The sequence below is a fragment of the Stenotrophomonas sp. LM091 genome, assembly GCF_001806305.1.
In the GTDB taxonomy this organism is placed as follows: Bacteria; Pseudomonadota; Gammaproteobacteria; order Xanthomonadales; family Xanthomonadaceae; genus Stenotrophomonas; species Stenotrophomonas bentonitica_A.
Genome location: NZ_CP017483.1, coordinates 3,349,047 through 3,375,081 on the forward strand (window position 1 = coordinate 3,349,047; position 26,035 = coordinate 3,375,081).

The 26,035-nt window shown below is 64.0% G+C and carries 17 protein-coding genes and 1 tRNA gene; 11 read left to right on the top strand and 7 right to left on the bottom strand.

The window, feature by feature from the left end:
* Positions 1 to 200: 200 nt before the first annotated feature.
* Positions 201 to 2,081: a M61 family metallopeptidase gene (locus tag BIZ42_RS14815; protein WP_070426866.1), complete on the top strand. Its 1,881-nt coding sequence runs from the start codon at positions 201 to 203 to the stop codon at positions 2,079 to 2,081.
* Positions 2,082 to 2,105: 24 nt separating this feature from the next.
* On the opposite strand, the gene treA is transcribed toward BIZ42_RS14815, so the two are convergent.
* Positions 2,106 to 3,734 carry an alpha,alpha-trehalase TreA gene (gene treA, locus BIZ42_RS14820; RefSeq protein ID WP_070426867.1) on the bottom strand — a complete coding sequence of 543 codons (1,629 nt, stop codon included), beginning with the start codon at positions 3,732 to 3,734 and terminating at the stop codon, positions 2,106 to 2,108.
* A 162-nt stretch (positions 3,735 to 3,896) separates the two neighbouring features.
* On the opposite strand from treA, the gene BIZ42_RS14825 reads away from it, so the two are divergent.
* The 5 genes from BIZ42_RS14825 (at position 3,897) to BIZ42_RS14845 (ending at position 12,622) form a co-directional block, all read left to right on the top strand.
* Positions 3,897 to 3,972 (top strand) — tRNA-Thr (locus tag BIZ42_RS14825).
* 263 nt (positions 3,973 to 4,235) lie between these two features.
* On the top strand, positions 4,236 to 4,631 hold the full coding sequence (locus tag BIZ42_RS19790) for a hypothetical protein (RefSeq protein ID WP_216636692.1): 396 nt from the start codon (positions 4,236 to 4,238) through the stop codon (positions 4,629 to 4,631).
* Between the two features lie 1,046 nt (positions 4,632 to 5,677).
* Positions 5,678 to 8,284 (top strand): hypothetical protein, encoded by a 2,607-nt coding sequence (locus BIZ42_RS14835; protein ID WP_070426869.1) that lies wholly within the window; start codon positions 5,678 to 5,680, stop codon positions 8,282 to 8,284.
* Positions 8,285 to 8,493: 209 nt separating this feature from the next.
* Positions 8,494 to 12,054 (top strand): Ig-like domain-containing protein, encoded by a 3,561-nt coding sequence (locus BIZ42_RS19350; RefSeq protein WP_172838053.1) that lies wholly within the window; start codon positions 8,494 to 8,496, stop codon positions 12,052 to 12,054.
* Positions 12,044 to 12,622 (top strand): hypothetical protein, encoded by a 579-nt coding sequence (locus BIZ42_RS14845; RefSeq protein WP_156785752.1) that lies wholly within the window; start codon positions 12,044 to 12,046, stop codon positions 12,620 to 12,622. Before BIZ42_RS19350 ends, BIZ42_RS14845 begins: the two co-directional genes overlap by 11 nt.
* Positions 12,623 to 12,856: 234 nt before the next feature.
* Here the strand turns inward: BIZ42_RS14845 and BIZ42_RS14850 are convergent, their stop codons facing one another.
* The 6 genes from BIZ42_RS14850 to BIZ42_RS14875 form a co-directional block, all read right to left on the bottom strand.
* On the bottom strand, positions 12,857 to 15,937 hold the full coding sequence (locus BIZ42_RS14850) for an efflux RND transporter permease subunit (protein ID WP_070426872.1): 3,081 nt from the start codon (positions 15,935 to 15,937) through the stop codon (positions 12,857 to 12,859).
* On the bottom strand, positions 15,934 to 17,034 hold the full coding sequence (locus BIZ42_RS14855; RefSeq protein WP_019184506.1) for an efflux RND transporter periplasmic adaptor subunit: 1,101 nt from the start codon (positions 17,032 to 17,034) through the stop codon (positions 15,934 to 15,936). Before BIZ42_RS14855 ends, BIZ42_RS14850 begins: the two co-directional genes overlap by 4 nt.
* A 49-nt stretch (positions 17,035 to 17,083) precedes the next feature.
* Positions 17,084 to 17,716, bottom strand: coding sequence for a TetR/AcrR family transcriptional regulator C-terminal domain-containing protein (locus BIZ42_RS14860; RefSeq protein WP_070426873.1), 633 nt, complete (start codon positions 17,714 to 17,716; stop codon positions 17,084 to 17,086).
* Between the two features lie 155 nt (positions 17,717 to 17,871).
* Positions 17,872 to 19,206, bottom strand: a complete 1,335-nt coding sequence (locus BIZ42_RS14865; RefSeq protein ID WP_070426874.1) for a sensor domain-containing diguanylate cyclase — start codon at positions 19,204 to 19,206, stop codon at positions 17,872 to 17,874.
* Positions 19,203 to 20,009 (bottom strand): alpha/beta hydrolase, encoded by an 807-nt coding sequence (locus tag BIZ42_RS14870; RefSeq protein WP_083279867.1) that lies wholly within the window; start codon positions 20,007 to 20,009, stop codon positions 19,203 to 19,205. Before BIZ42_RS14870 ends, BIZ42_RS14865 begins: the two co-directional genes overlap by 4 nt.
* A 35-nt stretch (positions 20,010 to 20,044) precedes the next feature.
* Positions 20,045 to 20,389 (bottom strand): hypothetical protein, encoded by a 345-nt coding sequence (locus BIZ42_RS14875; RefSeq protein ID WP_046272185.1) that lies wholly within the window; start codon positions 20,387 to 20,389, stop codon positions 20,045 to 20,047.
* 69 nt (positions 20,390 to 20,458) lie between these two features.
* On the opposite strand from BIZ42_RS14875, the gene BIZ42_RS14880 reads away from it, so the two are divergent.
* The 5 genes from BIZ42_RS14880 (at position 20,459) to cyoD (ending at position 25,906) form a co-directional block, all read left to right on the top strand.
* Positions 20,459 to 21,463 carry a 2-hydroxyacid dehydrogenase gene (locus tag BIZ42_RS14880; RefSeq protein ID WP_070426875.1) on the top strand — a complete coding sequence of 335 codons (1,005 nt, stop codon included), beginning with the start codon at positions 20,459 to 20,461 and terminating at the stop codon, positions 21,461 to 21,463.
* 375 nt (positions 21,464 to 21,838) lie between these two features.
* On the top strand, positions 21,839 to 22,912 hold the full coding sequence (cyoA, locus tag BIZ42_RS14885; RefSeq protein ID WP_019184500.1) for a ubiquinol oxidase subunit II: 1,074 nt from the start codon (positions 21,839 to 21,841) through the stop codon (positions 22,910 to 22,912).
* Between the two features lie 8 nt (positions 22,913 to 22,920).
* Positions 22,921 to 24,918, top strand: a complete 1,998-nt coding sequence (gene cyoB / locus BIZ42_RS14890; RefSeq protein ID WP_026069991.1) for a cytochrome o ubiquinol oxidase subunit I — start codon at positions 22,921 to 22,923, stop codon at positions 24,916 to 24,918.
* The gene (gene cyoC, locus BIZ42_RS14895) at positions 24,915 to 25,556 is read left to right on the top strand and encodes a cytochrome o ubiquinol oxidase subunit III (RefSeq protein ID WP_070426876.1); all 642 of its coding nucleotides are present in this window, start codon (positions 24,915 to 24,917) and stop codon (positions 25,554 to 25,556) included. Before cyoB ends, cyoC begins: the two co-directional genes overlap by 4 nt.
* Entirely contained in the window at positions 25,556 to 25,906 is a 351-nt protein-coding gene (gene cyoD / locus BIZ42_RS14900; protein ID WP_019184497.1) for a cytochrome o ubiquinol oxidase subunit IV, read from the top strand. Before cyoC ends, cyoD begins: the two co-directional genes overlap by 1 nt.
* Positions 25,907 to 26,035 lie beyond the last annotated feature (129 nt).

Consider the following 26,035-nt stretch of genomic DNA (forward strand, 5'->3'; position numbering starts at 1 on the left):
GCATGCCGTGGCGCTGCCCCGGTAGTGCCGGCCGCTGGCCGGCAGCGCACCCCGGTTGGCCCTGATCCCATCCGGCAGACAGAACATCACCGCGCGCCGCTGTGCCAATCATGGCCGCAACGCGACGCATGACCTTTGGCCATGGGGCAGGGCAGTGACGCAGGGCTAGGATCGAGGCTTCCCCCGCTGGAGCCTGCCTGATGAAGATGCGTGCCATTGCCCTGTCCGTGTTGCTGGCCGTGTCCGCCACCGGCGTGCAGGCGCAGACACCGCCGCCGCAGGACGTGGCCTTCCCCGGCCTGCTGCGCATCGACGTGGACGCACGTGACATCGGCCGACGGATCTTCAAGGTCAAGGCCACGGTGCCGGCCAGACCCGGCCCACTGACCCTGCTGTACCCGCAGTGGCTGCCCGGGGCACATTCACCGAGTGGCCCGATCGACAAGCTCGCCGGCCTGGTCGTCACCGCCAACGGCAAGCCACTGCAGTGGACGCGTGATCAGTACGACGTCTATGCCTTCACCGTGGAGGTGCCGCAGGGCGCCAGCGAAGTGGTGGCCGAGTTCAAGTTCCTCTCTTCGCAGGGCAACCAGGGCCGCGTGGTGATGACCCCGGACATGCTCAATCTGCAGTGGAATGCCAATTCGCTGTATCCGGCCGGGGTGATCACCCGCAACATCCAGGCGCAGGCCACCGTCACTCTGCCGCCGGGCTGGTCATATGCCACCGCGCTGGATACCGAGCGCCGCGAGGGTGACACGGTGGTGTTCAAGCCGATCAGCTACGACCACCTGGTCGACTCGCCGCTGTTCGCCGGGCGCCACTTCCAGCGCTTCGACCTGGACCCCGGCGCGAAGGTGCCGGTGCACCTGAACGTCTTTGCCGATGAGGCCAGATCGCTGGCGGCCAAGCCCGAGCAGATCCAGGCGCACCGCGCGCTCGTGCAGCAGATGTACAAGCTCTACGGCGCACGCCACTTCGACCGCTACGAGTTCCTGCTGGCGCTGACCGACAAGCTCGGTGGCATCGGCCTGGAGCACCAGCGCTCCAGCGAGAACAGCGGTGACACGGGTTACTTCACCGAGTGGGACAAGACCTGGCTGGGCCGCGATCTGCTGCCGCACGAGTTCAACCACTCCTGGAACGGCAAGTACCGTCGTGGCGCCGATCTGACCACCGCCAACTTCAACGTGCCCATGGGCGACAGCCTGCTGTGGTTGTATGAAGGCCAGACCCAGTTCTGGGGTCAGGTGCTGGCCGCGCGTTCCGGGCTGTGGAGCCAGCAGCAGACCCGTGACGTGCTGGCCAATGTGGCGGGCACCTACGATCGTGGTCGCCCGGGCCTGGCCTGGCGCAACCTGCAGGACACCACCAACGACCCGACCATCGCCCAGCGCCGCGCATTGGCCTTCCGCAACTACCAGATGAGCGAGGACTACTACTCCGGAGGCCAGATGGTCTGGCTGGAGGTGGAGGGCAAGCTGCGCGCGCTGACGGGTAACAAGCGCGGGCTGGACGACTTCGCCAAGGCGTTCTTCGGCATGAACGACGGCGACTGGAATGTAAATCCCTACACCTTCGACGAGGTGGTGAGCACGCTCAACGGCGTGGCGCCGTTCGACTGGGCCAGCTTCCTGCGCGAGCGCCTGGACGGGCATGGTCCGCTCACCGGGGGCCTGGAAGCGGCTGGCTGGAAACTGGTGTACACCGATACACCGAACGAGGCGTTCAAGGCACAGGAAACCCGCGGCAAGAACAGCAACCTGCTCTACTCCATCGGAATGTCGGTCAGCGAATCCGGCTACATCGGCGATGTGCTGTGGGACAGCCCGGCCTTCAATGCCGGCCTGACCCCCGGCATGAGCGTGGTCGCGCTCAATGGCCGCGTGTTCAAGGCCGAGCAGTTGAAGGAGGCGATCACCGCGGCCAGGACCGACAAGGCACCGCTGACGCTGCTGGTGAAAAACGTCGATCGCATCGACACGGTGACGCTGGATTACCACGACGGGCTGAAGTACCCGGCGCTGGAGCGCATCGCCGGCAAGCCGGATCGGTTGGCGGAATTGTGGAAGGCGCGCTGATCCCGCGCCGCGGCGGCCGCTGGATCAGTCCGCGGCCTCCACATCCTGCGCGCTGTCGCAGACGCGCTTCGGCGCACACAGCCGATCCAGCAGCGCCAACGTGACCCCGTTGCTCCAGCCGAACCCATCCTGCAGCGGGTATTCGCCGCCACCGCCGCCCGTGGCCGAGCCGTCGACCGCATACTTCTCCACCAGCTTGCCCTCGCGCTCATACACGACCTGCACGGTGTGCAGGAAGCGCACGCCGATCCGGCGGGCGAGGGTGTCCTGCCCATGGCGCTGCAGCCCGTCCACGGCGACCCACTGCAGCGGCGCCCAGCCGTTGGGGGCATCCCATTGCTGGCCGGTTGCCACGGTGGTGGTCAGCAGGCCGCCGTCGCGCAGCAACTGTGTCTCCACCGCCTGGGCGGTACGGCGCGCCTGCGCGCGATCCGCCACGTCCAGCCACAAGGGGAACAGCGCCGCCGCGGTCAGGGCAGGGCGGGTCTGCCCCCGCTCCAGATCGCGGTCGACGTACCAGCCCTGGTCGTCATCCCAGAGCAGCGCGTTGATGGCGTGCCGGCGTGCCTTCGCCTGACGGGTGAAGGCGCGTGCCGCCGTGCGGTCACCGGCCGCCTTGCTGGCGCGGGCCAGCGTGGTTTCCAGATGGAACAGCAGGCTGTTCAGATCCACCGGCACGATCGCCGTCGTGTGGATGCTCGCCAATGCCGACGGCTCGGCGAGCCAGCGTGAGCTGAAATCCCAGCCCGATTCCGCACCGGCGCGCAGGTCGCGATACACCTGCGAAGGGGCGCGCTGCGGCGCCAGGGCGGCGGTGGCCAGATCATCCATCCAGGACTCGGTGCGCGGCACCGCGCGGCCGTCCCAATAGCGGTTGAGCAGTTGCCCGTCCGCCAGCCGCACGACGCGTTCGCGTGCCTCGCCCGCTGCCAGCGTTTCCGCGCCGCGCATCCAGAACGCATGCTCGATGCGCAGCTGCGGCAGGTAACGGCGGTAGGCATCATCGCCTTCGTGGGTGGCGAGTAGATCCACCATCAGGCTGAAGAAGGGCGGCTGCGAGCGGCTGAGGTAGTAGCTGCGGTTGCCGTTGGGGATATGGCCGTAGCTGTCGAGCTGGAACGCGAAGTTGTCCACCATGTCGCGCACCTGCTGCCAGCGACCACTGGAGGCCAGCCCGAGCAGGGTGAAATAGCTGTCCCAGTAGTACACCTCGCGGAAGCGCCCGCCGGGCACAACGTAGGGCTTGGGCAGCGGCAGCAGCGAGCCGTTCGGATCCACCGTGTCGGTGGTGCGGGTCAGCACGGGCCACAGCCCCTCGATGTGCGCGCGCAGCGTCTCGCCGGCAGGTGGCACATACGGCGGGGCGTCGCCCGGCACGGTGAAGTGCTCGGAGACGAACCCGGCGAGGTCGAACCCGGGTTGCGTCCTGGCGCGCTGCCACTGGGTCAGGACGGTCGCCGCCGGCTGGCGGGGTACCGCATCGGCGAAGGTCTTCTGGTCCTTGAACAGGTGCGCGCCCTGGACCTGCTGGAACAGGGGTTGCCACTGCTGGTCCGGTGTCTGCGGCGTCGGTGTCGTGTCGCGTGCCAGCGCAGTGGCACTCAGCAGAAGGGACGAGAGCAGCAGGCCGGCCAGGCGGGGACAGGGGCGCATGGGATGCCTCCGGAAGTGGGGGATTCACTGTAGAGGCTGGTGCGTCAAGGGCTGGTGCGGCAGGAGCAGGTCTTGCCGGGCCATTGGGCGCGCGGGCCGTTCCACGGTGAGCGCTTCCCTGATTGACCAAAGTGGCCCAGACCCCCTAGAATTCACGACCTCGCCGGAATAGCTCAGTTGGTAGAGCGGCGCATTCGTAATGCGTAGGTCGTAGGTTCGATTCCTATTTCCGGCACCAGTTTCAGCAAAAGCCCCGGCCCTGGTCGGGGCTTTTTGTTTGTGGCGATACGGCCGTTGGTAGCGCCGGCCGCTGGCCGGCCATCCAGTAGTGCCAGCCCATGGCTGGCACCCCAGAATTTCCGAGCCGCGCGACCTACGCGCCCCAGCGGCTTCCCAGACGCTTAGGTCCTGGCACCGTTCCTGACCTGGAAACTGCAGCCGCCCAGTCCTGTGCTATGAATCCCCGGCCTTGTTGATCCGGTGGCGGCGTATGAACAGCCCGTGGGGCAGTTCATTCGATATCGTTATGCCAACGGGAATCCTTACAATTTCAAGGATCCGGACGGGAGGCAGAGCCTGCCGCGTTCGGTCTATGAGACGGATTGGACCAAGCCTGAAACGAGGCAGGCATTCCGCGATGCTGCCTCGATGGTTGCAGATTTCACCCCCATCGTTGGCGACGCGAAAGGTGCCATTGAGGCAGTCCGCAACGTGGTCGCGGCTACCACCGGTCTCGTTCCGATCATTGGAGATGCCGGAAAATCGGTCCTTAAGCACGGGGACGAGGCCGCACAACTGGGTAAGAAGTTGGCAAGCGAGCAGCAGATGGCTGAGTTGGCGGGTGGGGGGCACAGTGACGTACGGTCCGACTACGAAGCAGCCACTGCGACAGAGTGAGCGTCTTGCTGCCCAGCACGGAGGTGAAGCCGTCAGATATCAGAAAGTCTGCAGTTCGTCCTATAAAGCTGCAGATGGCGGGCATGTGGAAACGCATGCGTTCCGCAATTCTGAGACTGGTCATGGCATCGAGCCAAAAACTGTGATCAATCCATAGGTGAGTGTCGTAAGAAAGTACGGGCGTTGAGAATCGGCATGGATGTGTCGCCTTCGTTCGGTACAGATCGGCGGAGGGAATTCCCGATCAACGTTGGGCATGAGTACCTTGTGTGCACGGTTGCCTGCATCTTCAAGAAGGGTGAATACCATGGCTTGACTCTCTACGGAGTCGAAGATGAGTTCGGACGATTGATTCCTGTCCGTTCAGGGTTGTTCGAAATCACCGTTCCCAGAGCTTCACGCTTTTGGGTGGTCACCAGTGAAAGGATCGTTCTATATGCGGCCACGTGAGTTTGTATGCAACGTGTATCTTGCAGACGACATCCATGAGGATCTCCCTGGAGCACGAGCGACGCTTCAGGAGATCAAGGCTCGCCTTGAGGCCGAAAGCTTCGAATAGTTGATGCAGGTCCGGACTTCCTCATTGCGTAGTCGTAGGTTCGATTCCTATTTCCGGCACCGGATACAGCAGAAAGTCCCGGCCTTGGTCGGGGCTTTTTGTTTGGGCATTGACTCGGGTGGGGGTAGGGCAGGCCCGGGCTCCGCAGAATTATCGGATTAATCTGATTCACATTCAGGCCGGAGCCTGCTATCAAGGGGGCGGGTGCGAAGGGGAATTCGTACCGGCTCCAACGACTGCACTGTCGTCTTTGGTCAAATGTCAGGGACGGGTGAAGGTGTGTCCGGAATCGAGGTTCCAGATCGCCAACGGACGGAGGATTCTTCAATCATTGCGCGCCTCCCGCTCTTGGGGGCATACGTAGGGAGGGGGAAACATGCAGGAAAGACGGGTGCCTGGGACTGCCAGCACGTACAACTCTCGTAAAAGAGGTGCCTTAAAGGCGCGTGTCCGCAGCTGGATCCTCCTTGTCTCAGCTACCTGTGGCATGACCGCCTTTCACGCACAAGGGCAGGAGGTTCCCAGTTATGCCGAGTCGATCAAGGTTGGAAGTACGGTTGCCCCTCTTGACCAGAATGCCTTCGGCGAGCGCTTGGACAAATACAAGGGGGACCTGTCCTTTCATCAGACCGATCTGGTTCTAAAAGGCACCGGGCCGGATATCGTCATTGGCAGAACCTATGAGCTGGGACGCTATCGAAAAGGCGATGGCCCCCTGGGTTTTGCGGACTGGTCGCCGTCCATACCCCACATGCTCACAAGGGGAAGCGCGGAAAAGCCCTGGCGTGTGGTCCAGCAGGACGCGTTGAAGCGCTGCACTTTCTTCTCTGCAAGTGGGCCGGTCATTCCCATCCCTGTGAGGGAATGGTGGGAAGGATACGAACTCGTGGACGAGCTGGGGCGAGTGCAGATGCCGATGCGCCGGGATCCCAACAATCCGGTGGCGCCCTCAAACAATCCGGCAGGCCATCCCGTTGTGACCCAGTCGGGCTGGCAGGCGAGTTGCCTGTCGCAGACATCAAATGGGCAGGAGGGTGAGGGTTTCAGCTTCTTGTCTCCAGCGGGTAACCGCTATCGGTTGGATCGTCTCCTGGTCTCCCGCCGATCGCAGGTCTACATCCTCGAGAGAGATCCGGCGCCGCCTGTACGCGCACGCGTAAGCACGCTCGCCATGGTTGCCAGTCGAATCGAAGATCGCTTCGGGAATTTTGTCGACTACAACTATGACGGCGACAGACTGATCTCGATAAGCGGCAGCGATGGACGTCTGGTCACGTTCGAATGGAAGGACGATGTCATAACTGCGATGAATGCCAATGGTCGTGTGTGGACCTACAGCTATGCCATCGAGGGGACATCTACCATCTCCCAGTTCAAGACCCTGAAATCGGTGACCCAGCCGGATGGAAGCCGTTACAGCTTCGATCTGGGCTCGTTCTACTCCCTGGTTGCGCCGCCGCCACCCACGGAATGCGCACCCCCTGATACTTCGGCCATCAATCGGCCCGTACAGGCATCGATGGCCGGACCCTCGGGCCTGTCCGCGACGTATCTGCTGAATGTTGCCCGTCGTGGGCGGTCCAACGTCCCCTACGAATGTGTTCCCGCAAGCGCGATGAGCGAAGAGCACGTGGTGACCCCTTCCGCCTATGACGTGTATGCGCTGAGTTCAAGAAGGTATTCCGGTCCGGGTGTGAACCAGACGTGGCAATACGCCTATGGAGCTCCCAATCCCAGCTGGACTCATCAGTGCGCTGGGGGCTGTATCCGAACTGTGCAGACGACCGAAACGCTGCCGGGCGGCCGCTGGGTGCGCAGCACCTTCAGTAACGAATGGGGAGCGTACGAGGGCAAGCTGGTGGCGGTCGAGGACGGAGGCGCTGGGGCCACGCTTCCCACCAGAACGACTCGGTACCATTACGCTCCGTCCAGCGGAAATGCTTATCCTGCGGTGCTCGGCGCTGTGCCTGCCAGCTCCCCGTGGGCGTCAAATTTCGCTCCGCTGAGCAGCCTTACGCCGGTTCACCAGGTAGACATCGAACTGGATGGTGATTGGTACCGTTCCACTTTCGGGGGCTACAACGTGTTTGCGCAGCCCTCGTTCCGGTCCGATCTGGATTCCACAGGCGGAGGGCGCACTCTGGATTTCGCGCCCGTGAACAACGTGCAGCACTGGGTGCTGGATCTGCCGGGAAGAACATCTCTGGCTGGGAGCGCGGTTGCTTCCGAGCAGGTGACCTACGACGACAAGGCCCGTCCCGTATCGGTAAGCATCTTTGGCCGCATCGACCGCACCGCCGAGTATTGGCCCGACGGAAATCTGCGCAGAGTCGTGGACGGCAGGGGCAATGCGACACTCCTTTCGGAGTGGTACCGGGGAGCGCCGCGCCAAACCGTCTTCGCCGACGGTACCTCCCAGCGTGCCGACGTCGATGCTAATGGCTGGATCACCTCTGTGGTCGATGAGGCCAGCAACAAGACATGCTACGCATTTGATCGCATGGGCCGGATAAGTGGCATCACTTTTCCGGCCGCCACGGCAGGGCTTTGCGACGGCAGCATCAGCAATCCGGTGGCAGTGGTATTCGGACCGGTTGGTAGCGCGGAGCATGGACTTGCTGCAGGGCATTGGCGAAGGACGGAGACACGAGGCAATGCAGTCAACGAACAGTTCTTCGATGCCTTGTGGCAGCCGGTTCTTTCTACCCGGCGCGACAATGGGCGTGCGGACTCTGTTGCCTGGATTCGGCGCAGTTATGACGAAGCGGGAAGAACTACGTTCGAGTCCTATCCCACGCGAACGCCGGACGGCACGACGTCAGGTGTATGGACCGAATTTGACGCGGTGGGACGCGTGAGTTCGACATCCCAGGACAGTGAACTTGGACTGCTGACCACAGTCACGACCTACCAGGCCGGCAACTCGGCGCTGACACGGCTCCCTGATGGGCAGGTCACAGCCTATCGATTCGACGGTTACGGTGCTCCGGTGAAAGAGCTTCCTGCCGTCATTGATCGTCCCGAATCCGCCAGGACGTCCATCCAGCGCGACGCGTGGGGCAAGCCCTTGAGCATTGAAAGGAGCCAGCGATGAGCCCTACTGGACCGATTCGGCAATCGTGCTTCGTCTGGCGCCGGGGGCTGCGTGCTGCGGTACTCGTGGTATCGCTTTTGTTGTGCGTATCAGCATTCGCCGCCCCGCCACGATGTGAGGATGGGAGCCGGCCACATCCAACGAAAGGTTGCCCAGAAGACTACGAGCCGCTACCAGGGGCCCGCCCCCGACAGTCGGAATATGCCTCGATGTCGGTGCCCACGCAGATGGTGGTCGGGCAGCTTTATGCAGTCAGTGTCACTTACAAGAACATTGGCAAGGACACATGGACGAATGAACAAAATTTCAGGCTGGGCTCCTGGTATCCCCCTGACAATCTGACCTGGGGTACTTCCCGGGCCAACCTGCCGGGGCCCGTCGCACCCAACGAGACGGTGACTATCCCCTTTGCCGTGCGGGCCCCTACACAGCCCGGTCAGCACAGGTTCCAGTGGCGGATGGTGCAGGATGGGGTGGAGTGGTTCGGCGGTGAAACGCCCGCGCCGAGGGTCAACGTCGTTGCGTCCAACGTTACGGGCTACATCGACGGAATCTCTGGAGCCCACCTGGTGGGATGGGCCTGCTCGACGGGAATCGAAACTCCGATTGACGTCCATCTCTATGTGGGGGGCGCTGCTGGGCAAGGGGTTGGTGTCTCCTCGACCCGAGCAGATCTGCCTGCCGGTGCCGGTGTAGCGTCTGCTTGCGGGACGCAGGGTGATGCACACGGTTTCCGCATTCCCATTGATGGCGGGCTGATCGCAGCGCATCAGGGGAAGCCGATCCATGTGCACGGCATTTCGCCCGTTGGAGCAGCCAACTACGCGATAGTGCAGTCAGGCGTATTCGTGGTGCCGGCCAATCAGCAGCCCGTCGTAGCGCTGGTATCTCCGGCGCATGGCGCCGTGTACTCAGAAGGCACGGTCATTCGTCTCTCTGCAACGGCCAGCGATGCGGACGACGGCGTTGCATCGGTGAGCTTCGTCGTGGACGGCGCCACGATCGGCGTGACGTCCCCGCCCAATCACTTCGTTGACTGGGTGGCATCACCGGGCAGCCATACGGTGCAGGCATCTGTACGCGATACGCGTGGAGCCGTGGCGTTGAGCGACTCCAGGACCGTACATGCATCAAAGGTCTCAGGTGCAATCACGGGTCTGCGGGACGGTAATATCGTCGGCTGGGCCTGCTCGACGCATGTGCCTGGGCCGATCAAAGTGCGTGTGTTCATTGGAGGGCCTGAGGGCGCAGGACTGTCTGCTGGAGAGTATCTCGCCGACCGGGCAAGTCCGGCTGAAAGGGCGGCCCAGTGCGCAACAGGGAGCGCGCATGACTTCCTGATCACTCCTTCGGCTGAGGTGCTGCAGGCTGGCTTGGGAAAGGCCATTCACGCTTATGGTGTTTCCGCGCTGACCGGACAGCCGGTTGCGCTCAACGGCTCGGGGCATCACGCACTTTCAGCGAACCAAGCGCCAGTCGTCCGCATTACCGCCCCGCAAGCGACGACTGCGCTGACCTCCCCTGCGACCACGCTCTTCAGTGCCTCGGCGAGCGACGCCGACGGCGTTGTCAGTGATGTCAGGCTTTACCGGGACGGAGTGCTTGTCGCGGAATTGTCCTCGGCTCCCTATCAGGTGCAGCTGACTGGGCTGGGCGAAGGGCCGCACACGCTGCGCGCCGTTGCCCGCGACTCCAGTGGAGCATCGGGTAGCGACGAGATCACGATCAGCGTGAGCGCGCCGCAGTCACCCGCCAGTGCGGTCCGCCGATACGTGTATGACGCCCAGCAGCGACTATGCAAGGTGATCGAGCCGGAAACCGGTGCGACCGTGATGGAGTATGACGGAGCTGGCAATCTGACCTGGTCTGCTGCGGGCATCGCACTGCCGGATGCCGGGCGCTGTGATCGCGAATCGGCCTGGTCTTCTGGACGTCGGGTCGATCGCGTCTACGATGCGCGAAATCGCCTTGTGGAACTGCGCTTTCCCGACGGCAGGGGCAATCAGCGCTGGGAGTACACGCCGGACGGGCTTCCCTTGAAGGTGATCACCAGCAACGATGGGCAGAACGCCGCGGTCGTCAACAGCTATCGATACTCACCAAGCCGGCAGCTCATATGGGAAGAGTCGACCCTCGATGGCGGCAGCCCGCTTTCAATAGGCTATGGCCACGATAGAAATGGGAACCTGTTCAGCGAGACGCGACCAGGAGGGCTGATACTGAGCTATGAGCCCGACGCCCTCGGCCAGCCCAGACGAATCTCTGACAGTGCTGGAGCGCTCTATGCCGAGAACATCGCCTGGCATCCCAATGGCGCGCTCGCTGGCATGCGCTATGGCAATGGCATCGAGCATCAGGGCGTGCTCAATGCGCGGATGCTTCCGTCGCAATTAAAGGATGGCACTGCCAGCGAGCTTCTGTATCAGTACGGCGCCAATGGTGATGTTTCGGCAATCATCGATCGGCAGCAGGGAACTGCGCATGACATCCGCATGGGTTACGACGGCCAGGGCAGGCTGACGCTTGCGCAGTCGACTTCCTTCGGGGGCGATGGCGCATTCCGCTACACATATGACGTGCAGGACAATCTACTGAGCGTGCAGCTGGGTGGCGTGCGCAGCCAGCAGTTCTGGTACGACGGGCGCAACCAGCTGACCAATGTCCGCGATGATGCTGGCGCGACGGTGACCGGATTGGCCTGGGATGTTCAAGGCAATCTCTTGCTGCGCAACGGACGCAAGTACGACTTCGACTTTGGCAACAGGCTGCGCGAAGTGCAGGAAGCGGAGCGCTATGCCTACGATGCCTATGGGCGGCGTGCCGTGGCGTACGATGACCAGGGGCAAGGCCTGCGCGCGTTATATTCGTTGGCCGGGAAGGTGGTGCATGAAGATCGGCGAGGGAAGGGCGCCTCGGAGTACATCTATGTAGGTGGTCGACTGCTGGCCACCCGCGGCCCGACAGGGGTTACCTGGACGCATGTGGATGCGCTGGGCAGCCCGGTCGCTGTCACGGATGGCACAGGCAGTGTTGTCGAGCGCCGCCGGTTTGAACCGTACGGTGCCGAGCTGGGCGGGCAGGTCAAGGATGGGCCGGGCTACACCGGGCATGTGAGCGATTCGGCCACAGGGCTGAGTTACATGCAGCAGAGGTACATGGATCCGCAGTTGGGTGTGTTCCTGTCTGTGGATCCGGTGACGGCGTATGAGCAGCCTGTTGGGCAGTTCAATCGGTATCGGTATGCGAACGGGAATCCGTACAAGTTCACGGATCCGGATGGGCGCTCTGGAAAGCCGATCCTTCCGTTCATGGATCGGGTCGAAGTTAGATCGGAGCTCTCCGCGGGGGCCATCAAGGTGGAACGTATGCCTCAGTCGGACATGGGGCCGACAGTGGCTCAAGGGACAGTAGTTTTGCTGCCGCAACGCTCAATGCAGGGTGAGCCAGCCAGTGTCGGGACGGCTGTATTGGATAGCTTGCTGAACTTCAGTCAGTCAGAAGGTAAGTCTGTGGAAGTGACAAGCGGTCAAAGAACCGTGCAGCAGAACTCAGACGTTGGAGGAGCTCAGAAGAGTCAGCACCTGCAGAATAATGCGGCTGATATAAGAATATCGGGTTACACAAAAACGCAGACTGCCGACGCAGCGCATGCATCCGGGAACTTCAATCGAGTGAACGAGTATCCTGATAACCGGGGTGTACATGTGGATCTAAAGTCGGGCGGTAATCAAGGGCGGTTCAATAACTGGAAGCCTCAGCGTGAAAAATAACTTTCTAGTTTTGCTGGCTATCGTTCTTTCAGGTTGCGGCGCAAGCGGGTCACAAGAGTCAGCGGGAAGCAGGGCGCCGCGTACAGAAGAGTCCTCGACGCAACCTTCTGATTGGATGGTGGATCCAGTCAGTGGATCTTTTGGACTGCTTCACGTCGGGATGTCCAAGGAGAGAATTATTTCGCTCGATCTTCCCCTCAAGTGGGGGGAAGACCAGCAGGAGGGGCTGACGTATGAAGTAGTAACCGTGAGTGCGCCGGGCGACATCGCGATTGAATGCGTCCTCAGTGACGATATTGTGTATAGGTGTTCGAGTGAGTCGAAAAGGCTGCGTGATCCAGCGGGGGAGGGGGTTGGTTCATCTCTCCGTGAGCTGAAGCGTGCCCACCCGCAGGGGCGCCTTCTAGTTAGCTATGAGAATGGTAAGAATGCGAATTTCGTCTTGGGTGGGCGAATGATGTTCGCGATGGATGTTCGTTTGATCAAGGAGGAGTGTTTCGAGTTGGAGCAATGCGTTTTCGACGAGGATGCTCTCCGCGTCGTACGTATTGTAATAACGGATGTCTGACGCAGGCACAGACGAGTCCTTGTGGATCCCGCATGACGGGTGCTTCGCAAATGAGTGGCTGGATCAACGCCCCTTCGCGAGCCTGAGGACGTGCGCGACGCAGTGCACTGGTGGATGATCGATTACAACGAGACCCGTCCATGTGACTCCCATTGCGGCGTGAGCCCCGTCGAGTACTGTGCCGCTCACGTCAGAAGCTCTACTTTAGACATGTCTGCTTGACCGGGGGGGAGCTTACGACTCCGCACCACTCCCCGCCGGATGCGACGACCGCCGCCGGAACTTCCGCGACAGCCAATCCCCCGCATCATCCACCACGGTGAAGGCCGCCGGAATCACGATCAGGCTCAACAGCGTGGAGGTGATCAGGCCACCGATCACGGCGATCGCCATCGGTGCACGGAAGCTGGAATCGCCGGCAAAGCCCAGCGCGATCGGCATCATGCCTGCGCCCATCGCCAGCGTGGTCATGATGATCGGCTGTGCACGTTTGCGGCAGGCATCGATCAGTGCGTCGTGCTGGCTCATGCCGTGTTCGTCTTCGGCCATCACCGCGTAGTCCACCAGCAGGATGGAGTTCTTGGTGGCGATGCCGATCAGCATCAGCAGCCCGATCAGCGCCGGTAGCGAGAGCATGTTCTGGGTGATCAGCAGCGCGCCGAACGCGCCACCGGCACACAGCGGCACCGCGGCGAGGATGGTGATCGGCATCAGCGCATGGTTGAACAGCAGCAACAGCACCATGTAGATGCAGATCAACCCGGCCGCCATGGCCAGCATGAAACCGATGAACAGCTCGACGAACACTTCCGCATCGCCGGTGTTGAGGAAGGTGACGCCCGGCGGCAACTGCTTGACGCCCGGCAGGGCCTGCACTTCGGTCATCACATCGCCCAGTGGGCGGCCGTTGAGTTCGGCGGTGAGGGTCACGTTGCGCTGGCGCTGGTAGCGTGAGATCTGCGAAGGGCCACTGCCTTGCTGGATGTCAGCCACGGCCGCCAGCGGGACCGGGCCATTGCGGCCGGGCACGCGCAGCTGGCTGATCAGGCCCGGGTTGGCGAGCGTGGCTTCGGCGAAGCCGACCCGGATCGGCACCTGGCGGTCGGGCAGGTTGAGCTTGGCCAGGCGCTGTTCGTAATCGCCCGCCGTGGCGATGCGGGCGGCCTCGGCGATATCGGCCGTCGCCACGCCCAGGTCGGCAGCGCGGGCGGGGTTCGGCACGATCTGGAGTTCCGGGCGCAGCAGCGAGGCCGTGGAGGTGACGCTGCCCAGGCCCTGGATACCGCGCAGGTCGCGCTCCAGCGCAGTGGCGGCATCCTGCAGGCGCTGCGGGTCGTCACCGGAGAGCACCAGCTGCAGCAGGTTGCCGGGCTCGGAGCTGACATAGCTGACCCGCACGCCGGGCAGGTCGGCCAGGCGCTCGCGGGCCTCACGCTCCAGCACGCGCTGGTCGCGGTCCCGTCCGTCGGCGTTGCCCCAATCAAGGACCAGGGTGGCCTTGCGCGGTTCGCCGATGCCGGTCGCGCCGGGGTCGCCCAGGTCCAGCACGCTGCCGACGGCGGTGTAGACCTGCTTGAGCTCGGGCATGTCCTTGAGCAGGCCGCGCGCATGCTCGGCGACCGCCACGGTCTCCTGCAGGCGGGTGCCCGGCGGCAGTTCGAGGTTGAGGTTGCTGCGGCCCAGATCGGACTGTGGAATGAAGGTGGCCGGGATGAAGGGCACCAGCGCCAGCGAGGCCACGAACAGGCCGGTGGCGATCCACAGGGTGCGGCCACGATGGCGCAGTGCGGCGTCCACCCAGCCCAGGTACCACGTCATCAGCTTGGATTCCGGCTTCTCCTCGCCATGTGGCTTGAGCAGGTAGGCGGCCATCATCGGGGTGAGCAGGCGGGCCACCAGCAGCGAGAACAGCACGGCGGTGGCGGCGGTCCAGCCGAATTCGCGGAAGAACTTGCCCGCGATGCCCGGCATGAAGGCGACCGGCACGAACACGGCAGCCAGGGTCAGCGAGGTGGCGATCACCGCGTTGCCGATTTCACCCGCGGCCTCGCGCGCAGCTTCGAGCGGCGGCTTGCCCATGCGCAGGTGGCGCACGATGTTCTCGATCTCCACGATCGCATCGTCCACCAGGATGCCGACCACGACGGAGAGCGCCAGCAGCGTGATGATGTTGAGGGTGAACCCGAAGAAGTACATCACCGCGAACGTCGGGATGATCGACAGCGGCAGCGCCAGCGCCGACACCCAGGTCGCGCGCCAGTCGCGCAGGAACAGCCACACCACCAGCAGGGCCAGCAGCGCGCCTTCCCAGAGCATGGTCATCGAGGAATCGTAGGAGCGGTGGGTCTCGTCGATCGCCGTGGTCACCAGGCGGAAGTCGATGCCGGGATGCTCGGCCTTGATCTTGTCCAGCGCGTCATGCACGCCGGCTTCCACCTTGACCTCGCTGGAGCCGCGCGTACGCGACATCGAGAAGGCCACCACGCCCTTGCCATCCAGCAGGGCGGCCTCGGTGGGGTCAGCGGCGCCGTCGGTCACCGTGGCCAGCGTGGAGAGCCGCACCGCGCGCCCGTCCGGCAGCGCAATGGAGTAGTCACGCAACGCCTGCGCGTCACCGACAGTACCCAGCGTGCGGATGGTCTGCTGCGCGCCTTCAACCTCGGTCTTGCCGCCGGCCCGCTCGACCTGGATGCGGGCCAATTGTTGGGAGACGTCGCCGGCGGTGATGCCCATCGCGATCAGCGCATTGGGATCCAGATCCACCCGGACCTGGCGCTGCACGCCGCCCACGCGGGTGACGCGCGCGACACCGGGCACGCCGTACATCGCACGCGAGATATCACGGTCGACGAACCAACTGGCCTCATCGGTGGTCATGTGCGGGGCGACCAGCGCATAGGTCATCAGCGAACCGCCGATATCGACCTTGGAGATCACCGGCTCCTGGATGTCCTGCGGCAGATCGGTGCGGATGCGGGTGACCGCGTCGCGGGTGTCGTCCAGCGCGGTGGCCAGATCGGCTTCCAGCTGGAACTCGATGGTGGTGGTGCTGACGCCTTCGCTGACCGAAGACATCACGCGCTTGACGTTGTTGACCGTCGCCACCGAGTCCTCGACCTTGCGGGTCACCTCGGCCTCCAGCTGGCTGGGCGAGGCGCCGGGCTGGGTGACGGTGACGGTGGTCATCGGGAAGGCGATGTCCGGGAAGCGCGCCACCGGCAACTGATGGAAACCCCACAGGCCGGCCACGCACAGCACGAAGAAGATCAGCAGCGCAGGCAACGGGCGTTTGATCGCCCAGGCGGAGATGTTCATCGTGCGGCGGCCTTGGTCGCAGCGACCACACGCACGCGGTCGCCCTCACCGAGGAAGCCGGCGCCATCCACCACGACCTGGTCACCGGCCTTCAGGCCTTCAAGGATCGCAGTGCGGCCCTGCACGGCCTGGCCGGTGCTGACGCGGTGGCGGGTGGCCTGCTGCTTGTCGTTCACGGTGAACACATAGTTGTGGCCGTCGCGCTGCACGATCGCCGCGGTCGGGATGGTCAGCACCGGGCCGTCGCCGGTGACGATGCGGCCATCCACGTAGATGCCCTGCTTGAGCGGGCCGGGGGCTGGCAGGTCGGCATAGATCGTGCCGGTGCGGGTCTGTCCATCGACACCCGGGGTGACCGCGCGGATGCGGCCACTGACCACCTGGCCCGCATACGGCAGCTCAACCGTGTTGCCAACGGCGACATCGGCCAGCTGGTTTTCCGGCAGCTCCGCACGCCACTCCAGGCGGCCATCGCGGATCAGGCGCAGCAGCTCGGTACCGGCGGAGACCACCTGGCCCGGCTGCACCAGGCGCTTGGAAATCAGGCCGTCGGCGGGTGCGCGCAGGTCGGCGAAGTCGCGGCGCAGCTTGGCCGCGTCGCGCGCGGCACGTGCGGTGGAGGTCTGCGCTTCGGCATTGATGCGTGAGGCGCGCAGCTCATCCAGGCTGCTTTCGCTGATCAGTTGCTGGGCGGCCAGCTTGGCGCTGCGCTCGTAGTTCATGCGGGCCAGTTCCTGCGAGGCCTGCGCCTGTCGCAACGAGGCATCGGCCTGCGCCAGCTCGCTGTCCAGGGTGCGGTGGTCCACCTGCAGCAGCACCTGACCCTGCTTGACCCATTGCCCCACGTCCACCAGCAACGCGGTCACGCGCTGGCCACTGATCTCCACGCCCAGCTGCATTTCTTCATAGGCGGTTACCGGCCCGGAGACCAGCACCGTGCGGGCCATGGTCTGCTGCTGCGCAGGCGCCAGCGAGACCGGCAGCGCGGAGCTGGCGGCCGTGGCGTCGGCCGAGGCCTTGTCGTCCTTGCCGCCGCAGGCGGACAGCAGCGCGACAGCCAGGATCAGGGAGAAACTGCGGAGGTAGGGTGCGCGCATCGAGGGGCTTTCCGGTCGGAACAGCGGGAAAAAGAAAGGCATCGGGATATCAGGATTCGCGGGACAGGCGGAGTTCGATGCCATCGAGCATCAGGCCCAGCCCCTGCTCGAAGCGGGCGTCGAAATCGACCTCGCTCCATGCATCACGGGCCTGCCAGCAATGGGGGAAGCGCGCCTCGGCCAGCGCCATGAAGGCCTCACCCAGCGCTTCCATGCTGCCGTCGCCGGGCCAGGACTGCTCCTCGATCACGAAGCCCATCGTGTAGTACACCAGGTCCATCGCCGCGGTCGCGGCAAAGCGTGCCGGCGCGCCGGCGCCCATCAGCGCGGCGATGCTGGCCTCACCTACCCGCAGCACGTTCTCGGTGGCCAGGAAGGTGCCCGCATACACCCGCGCACCATCGCGGCGCGCTTTGAACGCCAGGCGGAACTCACGCCCGATCTGCAGCAGCGTCTGCCGCCATGGCTGTCCGTCGGGAATCAAGCGAGCCACGTCGCAGATCATGGCGTCGGCCATGGCGTCGATCAGCGCCTGTTTGCTCTTGAAGTGCCAGTACAACGACGGCGCCCGGATGCCCAGCGAGCAGGCCACTTTGCGCAGGGTAATGCCCTCCAGGCCGGCCTCGTCGAGGATCCGGAAGGCCGCCTTGACGATGTCTTCCCGCGCGATGGGTTGGCGCACTGTGCTCTGGCCTAACGTTGTTAGGGGGCGAATCTAACAGTGTTAGGTTGGCGCCGACAAGTGCCCGTGCACAGACCCCCAATGGGCCCGCGGGACGTGGCTGATGGGTTAAGGCGCGCCCAGGGGGGCGGGGGGCCCAGAGGCGCCCGGTTGGCTCAGAGGTCGATCAGGTCAGGCTGCAGGACCGCCATCCGGACCCGGTTACGCCCGCTGGTCTTGGCGTCATACAGCGCCTCATCCGCCCGGGCGATCAGCGCCTCCAGCAGCCGCTGGTCGCCACCGGGCAACGCCTCGCCGATCGCGCCCCCGACGCTGACGGAGACGGCAACGCGCTCGCTGCCCACGAGGATCGGCTCAGCGGCCACCGCACTGCGCAGTCGCTCGGCGGCGGCGGGAATCTCATCGACGGCGGACGCCGCCAGCAGGGCGATGAACTCTTCGCCGCCGAAGCGGGCGAACAGATCGCGCTCCCGCAGGGCGTCGCGGCAGCGCTTGGCGACTACTTTGAGGACTTCATCGCCGACCGGATGGCCGTAGGTATCGTTGATCTTCTTGAAGTGGTCCACGTCCACCATCAGCACCGCCACCGCGCGGCCGTTGGCTTCGCGGGCGGCGATGATCTGGGCCGAGCATTCTTCGAAATGGCGTCGATTGGGGACGCCGGTCAACGGATCCGAGGACGCCAGGCGGCGCAGCTCGGCGGCCATCAGCAGGTCCGCGGTGACATCGGTGAACAGCCAGATGCGCCCGTGTGCGCCGTTGCCGCGTACCGGATGGGTGTCCACTTCGAAGGTGCGTTCGCCCAGGGTCCAGTTCTGCTTGGCGGCGAACTGATCGTTGTTCATCTGGGCGCTGTAGGCCAGTTCCAGCTCGGCGTGGTTGTCGCAGCGTTGGCGCAGGGCGCGCATCGGGCCGGCCAGATCCGCCGCCCGGTGATTGCCTGCCGTGCAGCCCAGCAGCTCCGCGGCGTGCTCGTTGACCGCCGCGCCGACGCCATCGCCGTCGATCAGCACGATGCCCGCCGGCACGCTTTCAAACAGATCCAGGAACTGATTGCGGACGATCGTGCCGCGCGCGGCTTCGCGCCGTGCGGACAGCAGCCGGGCCACGCTCGTGGCCAGCAGTGGCACCTGTGCCGTCAAGGTTGCCGGGGCAGGGACGCTTCGCCAGAGCAGCAGCAGGCCACTCAGCGGCGCGCCGTGGGAGGGGGCCGGAACGAACAGCAGGCGGGCGGGGCGGCCTTCCAGGGCATGGATGATCGCCGTCGGCAGCCGGAAGTCCGCTGCGTCCATGGCCTCGCCGCTCCAGCGCGCCTCGAGGATGCCGCTGCGCGCCAGGTTGAAGCTCGACGAGGGCAGGGCCGGGGCCGAGACAGCCCAGGTCGCCCTCCCGCCGGCGTCCACCTCCACTGCCATCACCAGGTCGGCGTGGGAGGCGAGACGGGCGAACTGGCACAGCGCGGCAAGCGCTTCACTGTCGGAGGTCGTCACCGCGTGGGGCCTGCCAAACGCTGTTCGAGAATGCGCATGACGTCATCGGGTGCCGTCATGTGCGGGAGGTGACCGGAAGCATCGATCACATCCAGGGTGGCGCCATCGATCGCGTTGGCCAGCCACTGGCCGACGGCGACCGGTACCGCCACGTCGTGCGCGGTCTGGATCAGGTGGACCGGCGTGGAAACCCGCGCAGCCAGGCTGCGCAGATCTGAGGTGAAGATCGTGCGCGAGGTATTGAGCGCGATGTCCGGGCGCATCTGGAACAGGGTGTTGGAGAAATCGGCAACGACCGCGCTGTCTTCCACGCCGACGACCATCGGGGCGAAGCCGGCGATCCAGGCCTGGTAGTTGGCGCGCATGCTCTCGAACAGTTGCTCCAGGTCCTGCGGTTTGAAACCGCCGGTGTAGCCGTCATCGTCGAGATAACGCGGCGACGCACCGATGATGACCAGCCGCTCGAACAGCTCCGGCCGTGCCACCGCAGCGGCCGCGCCGATCATCCCGCTCATCGAATGGCCGACGTAGGTGCAGTTGTGCACGTCGAGCTCATCCAGGATGTCGAGCAGATCGTCGGCGTAGCCGAACAGCGAACCATGGCGTTCGAAATCGTAAGTCTGCGCACCTTGCGGGCCACAGCCGGCAAGATCGAAGGAGATCACGTCATAGCGCGCTTCAAACCACGGGCGCAATGCATTCCATGCGGTCTGATCGGTACCAAAGCCGTGTGACAGGATCGCGACCACCTTGCCCTCACCACTACGGCGCCCGTTGAACCGCTCGAAACTTTCCACGCACATCCACCCATGGCGTCTTGCAAGGGCCGAATACTAGGTCACGGGCGCGCGTGGGTCCAACGCGTGGCCATGGCGAATACCAGCTGCCGCAGATAGCCGCCGATGAAACTGGCGATGGCACCGGCGAGGGTACCCAGCAGCAAACGCAGGGTGATGCGCGCGATACGACGGGCATGCAGCCGCACCCATGGCAGCAGTGCCATCGCCTGCGCACCCATGAGCAGCACCAGGACATCCAGCCCCAGCGCATCCACCACGGGCAGCAAGGGCGCCAGCAATGGATTGCAGGCCATCACGATCACGGCCGCGCACGTGAGCACGAACAGGCCGCGCCGGGCCATCGGCGTGGCGGTCCAGCGGAGAAGGCGGGCAGTCAGGGACACGGCAGGCTCCAGGCAGTTGGCCGGAGTGTACTGCGGTATCGTGATGCTCGAACTCCCGGGGATCGCCTCATGAAGATCGCAGTGTTCAGCGCCCGCCCGTACGACCAGCAGTTTCTCGATGAGGCCAAGCAACGCCGCGGGGCAGGGACGTCCCTCGAGTTCCTGTATTTCGATGCCGCGCTGGAGGTACATACCGCGGCACTGGCGCAGGACTGCGAGGCGGTCTGTGTGTTCGTGAACGACCGGTTGGACGCCCCGGTACTGCAGGCGCTGCATGCACAGGGGGTGCGCGCGATCCTGCTGCGCTGTGCGGGCTTCAACAATGTCGACCTGGCCGCGGCGGAGCAGTTGGGCCTGTTCGTGGCACGCGTGCCGGCTTACTCCCCCGAAGCCGTGGCGGAGCATGCCCTGGCCATGGTGATGACGCTCAACCGGCAGACCCACCGCGCCTACAACCGGGTGCGCGAGGGCAACTTCATGCTCGATGGGTTGCTCGGCCGCACCCTGCACGGCAAGACCGTGGGCATCGTCGGCACCGGCCAGATCGGCCTGGCCACCGCCCGCATCTTCAAGGGCATGGGCTGTGCCGTGCTGGGCCACGATCCGTATCCATCGCCCGGGTTCGCCGCCGTTGGCGCATCGGTCGCGCTGGAGGACCTGCTGGCCCGATCAGACATCGTCTCGCTGCACTGCCCGCTGACGCCGGACACCCATCACCTGATCGATGACGCCTCACTGGCCGCAATGAAGCCCGGGGCGATGCTGGTCAATACCTCGCGCGGCGGGCTGGTGGATACCCATGCGGTGATCCGCGCGCTGAAATCGCGCCGCCTCGGCCACCTGGCCATCGATGTCTACGAGCAGGAGAGTGGGCTGTTCTTCCAGGACCGGTCCGGCGAGATCATCGACGATGACGCGTTCCAGCGCCTGATGACCTTCCCCAACGTGCTCGTGACGGGGCACCAGGGCTTCTTCACGGTCGAGGCGCTGCAGGAGATTTCCGACATCACGCTGCGCAACCTGGCGGACTTCGCCAGTGGGGCGGCGTGCGCGAATCGGGTGCGGGCGGCCTGAACGGCGCCGCGGGTGACGTGGGGCGTCGGTGCGTGTACCGTGGCCGCCCGCCGGCCGTTGCGCAGCACGCGCCGGGACACTGCAACCGGGGCCGCGCTGGCCAGCTCCGGAACTGACCCGTTCATGTCTATACAAGGGCCGGAATGTTGCCGAATCGGGTCATTGCCCGGCACTGCGACAACGTGTCGCAGCCCAAAACAGGCCTTTCCTGCGCTGGATCATTGTCAATGCCTTTCTTAAATGATGCGTGACGGCCTAAAATTGGAAGGCTGACATGATCGTCCTCCGTGCCTGTCCCCTTGGACCGGCACCACCGGCTTTGGCTGGGACGGAGGCGGGCTTGAACTGGCATTCCCTACGCAATTGGATCGACCGATGATTCCGTTGAAACCCCTTGGACGCTTCCTGCGTCCGGGCCTGCTGTTTGCGTTGTCCGTGTTCCTGACGGGCTGCAACTCGGCCATCCTCAACCCCAAGGGCCAGATCGGCCACGACGAGAAGACCCTGCTCATCACGGCGACCGTGCTGATGCTGCTGGTTGTCGTGCCGGTCATCATCATGACCCTCACCTTCGCGTGGAAGTACCGTGCGACCAATACCAAGGCCCGTTATGAGCCGAAGTGGTCGCACTCCACGGCCATCGAAGTGGTGGTCTGGTCGATCCCGTGCATGATCGTGCTGGTGCTGGCCGTGCTGACCTGGCGTTCCTCGCACGCGCTGGATCCGTACCGTCCGCTGGACTCGGACAAGAAGCCGGTGGTGATCGAAGCCATCTCGCTGGACTGGAAGTGGCTCTTCATCTATCCCGAAGAGAACATCGCCACCGTCAACGAGATCACCTTCCCGGTCGATACCCCGCTGAACTTCAAGATCACGTCCGATTCGGTGATGAATGCGTTCTTCATCCCGCACCTGGGCAGCATGATCTACTCGATGACGGCCATGGAGACCAAGCTCCACCTGATCGCCAACGAGACCGGTGAGTTCCCGGGCATGTCCTCGCACTACAGCGGCGCGGGCTTCAGCAAGATGCATTTCTCCGCGCACTCGGTGACCGAGGCGGAGTACCAGCAGTGGCTGACCAAGGTGCGTGCCCAAAGCGCGACCCTGGACAAGACCGCCTTCGCTGCGCTGGTTGCCGAGAAGAACCACGACTGGCACCCGGTGACCTATTACGGCACCACCGAGGCCGGCCTGTTCGACTGGGTCATCGCCAAGCACATGGGCGACAACCAGCACTACGGCATGAAGCACGACCACAAGGCCATGAAGCATGACGGCGCCGAGGGCGAAAGCCATGAAGGCCACGACATGCAGGCCATGAGCGGAGCCCACGACGAAGCGAAGCTGCCGGTCCATGCCGACCAGCCCGCTGCCGCGGACGCCGCACACACTGCAGACGAGCACGCCGCAGCCGGTCACGCCGGTCACGACGGCTCGGGAGAATGACCATGAATCTGTTGGGTAAACTGACCTTTGCCGACATCCCGCACGACCCGATCATCATCACCACGCTGATCGGCGCGGGGATCGGTGGCCTGCTCGTGCTGGCCCTGATCACCAAGTTCAAGCTGTGGGGCTATCTCTGGAAAGAGTGGTTCACCTCGGTAGACCACAAGAAGATCGGCGTGATGTACCTCATCGTCGCCTTCGTCATGCTGCTGCGCGGCTTCGCCGACGCGATCATGATGCGCGTCCAGCAGGCCATGGCCGCTGGCGGCAACGAGGGCGTCCTGCCTCCCCATCACTACGACCAGATCTTCACCGCCCACGGCGTGATCATGATCTTCTTCGTGGCGATGCCGCTGATCACCGGCCTGATGAACGTTGTCGTGCCGCTGCAGATCGGCGCACGCGACGTGGCCTTCCCGTTCGTCAACTCGCTCAGCTTCTGGCTGTTCGTGGCGGGCGCGGGCCTGGTGATGATCTCGCTGGGTGTTGGTGAGTTCGCGCAGACCGGCTGGCTGGCCTTCCCGCCGTTGTCAGGCAAGGAATACAGTCCAGGGGTAGGTGTCGATTACTACATCTGGGGCCTGCAGGTAGCAGGCCTGGGTACCACACTGAGCGGCATCAACTTCTTCATTACCATCCTGAAGATGCGTACCCCCGGCATGAAGCTGATGCAGATGCCGGTGTTCACCTGGACCGCGCTGGTCACCAACGTGCTGATCATCGCCGCCTTCCCGGTGCTGACCATCACCCTGGTGCTGCTGACCCTGGACCGTTACCTGGGCACGCACTTCTTCACCAACGATGGTGGCGGCAACGCCATGCTGTACATCAACCTGATCTGGATCTGGGGTCACCCGGAAGTCTATATCCTGGTCCTGCCGGCCTTCGGCGTGTTCTCCGAGGTCATCGCCACGTTCTCGCGCAAGGCGCTGTTCGGCTACAAGGGCATGGTCTACGCCACCGCCTGCATCGGCGTGCTGTCGTTCATCGTGTGGCTGCACCACTTCTTCACCATGGGCTCGGGTGCCAACGTCAATGCCTTCTTCGGCATCACGACGATGATCATCTCGATCCCGACCGGCGTGAAGATCTTCAACTGGCTGTTCACCATGTTCCGCGGTCGCGTGCAGTTCACGACCCCGGTGCTGTGGACGATCGGCTTCATGGTCACCTTCACCATCGGCGGCATGACCGGCGTGATGCTGGCGATCCCGGCCATCGATTTCGTGCTGCACAACAGCCTGTTCCTGATCGCCCACTTCCACAACGTCATCATCGGCGGCGTGGTGTTCGGCATGTTCGCCGGCATCACCTACTGGTGGCCGAAGATGTTCGGCTTCCGCCTCAATGAAACCTGGGGCAAGCGCGCGTTCTGGTGCTGGTTCATCGGCTTCTATGTCGCGTTCATGCCGCTGTACATCCTGGGCTTCATGGGCATGACCCGCCGCATGCAGAGCTACCCGAACATGGAATACCAGCCGCTGCTGATCATCGCCATGTGCGGTGCCTTCATCATCGGTGCCGGCATCCTGTGCCAGATCATCCAGATCGCCGTGTCGATCCGCGACCGCAAGAAGACCGCCGACCTGACCGGCGATCCGTGGGACGCCCGTACGCTGGAGTGGGAAACCTCTTCGCCGCCGTCGTTCTACAACTTCGGCTCGCTGCCGCGCGTCACCGAACTGGACGAGTTCTGGGAGCGCAAGCAGCGTGGTGAGGCGTGGGAACGCCCGGCCAAGTACACCGACATCCACATGCCGCGCAACACCGGCACCGGTGTGGTGATCGGCGCCTTCAGCCTGGTGTTCGGCTTTGCGATGATCTGGCACATCTGGTGGCTGGCCATCGTGGGTCTGGTCGGCATGATCGGCACCTTCATCTGGCGCACCTTCGACAAGGACGTGGATTACTACGTGCCGGCCGCGGAAGTGGAGCGGATCGAAAATGAGCACCGTCGCCACCTCGTGGCGCAGGGCCTGGTGAAATCGGAGCTGAAGGCATGAGCACCACTATCCCCAACACCATGAACCATGGGCACGCCGCGCACGCGGCGGCCCACGGCCATGACGACCACGAGCACCACGACACCGGCGGCAATACCGTCTTCGGTTTCTGGGTGTACCTGATGAGCGATTGCCTCATCTTCGCCACCCTGTTTGCGACCTACATCGTGCTGTCCGGCGGCACCGACGGTGGCCCCGGCCCGAAGGACCTGTTCGAACTGTCCTTCGTCGCCTGGGAAACCACGCTGCTGCTGGTCTCCTCGCTGACCTTCGGCCTGGGCATGATCGCCATGCACAAGCAGAAGGTGGGCCAGATGTATGCATGGCTGGCCCTGACCTGGCTGCTGGGCTTTGGCTTCATGTGCATGGAAGTGTGGGAGTTCAACCACCTGATCCATCAGGGCTATGGTCCGGACCACAGTGCGTTCCTGTCGGCGTTCTTCGCGCTGGTCGGTACCCACGGTCTGCACGTGACCGCGGGTCTGCTGTGGCTGCTGATCATGTTCATCCAGATCAAGCAGAACGGCCTGACCCAGACCAACAAGACCCGCATGGCGTGCCTGAGCCTGTTCTGGCACTTCCTGGATCTGATCTGGATCGGCGTGTTCTCCGTCGTCTATCTGAATGGAGCGCTGTAATGGCCGCACATGACAATCACGCACACGATCATGGCCACGGTGCCGCCGGCGAAAGCCACGGCAGCGTCAAGTCCTACCTGATCGGCTTCCTGCTGGCCGCGGTGCTGACCATCATCCCGTTCTGGGCGGTCATGCATGGCGACCTGCCGCGCTTCACCACCGGCGTCATCATCGTCGTTGCGGCGGTGCTGCAGATCCTGGTGCACCTGGTGTTCTTCCTGCACCTGGACCGCTCCTCGGAACAGCGCTGGAACGTCAGCGCGGCGGCCTTCACCGTCGTGGTGATCGGCATCATCGTCGCCGGTTCGCTGTGGGTCATGCACAACATGAACGTGCACATGATGCACTGACGTCTTCGCGACGTTGCCACACACGGAAAGGCCGCCCTCGGGCGGCCTTTCTGTTTGGCGCGCATGGCGACGCAGCGAACGTTGTTCAGTGGGGTGGCCGTTCCACACGCGGCCGATGGGGAGGGTCGA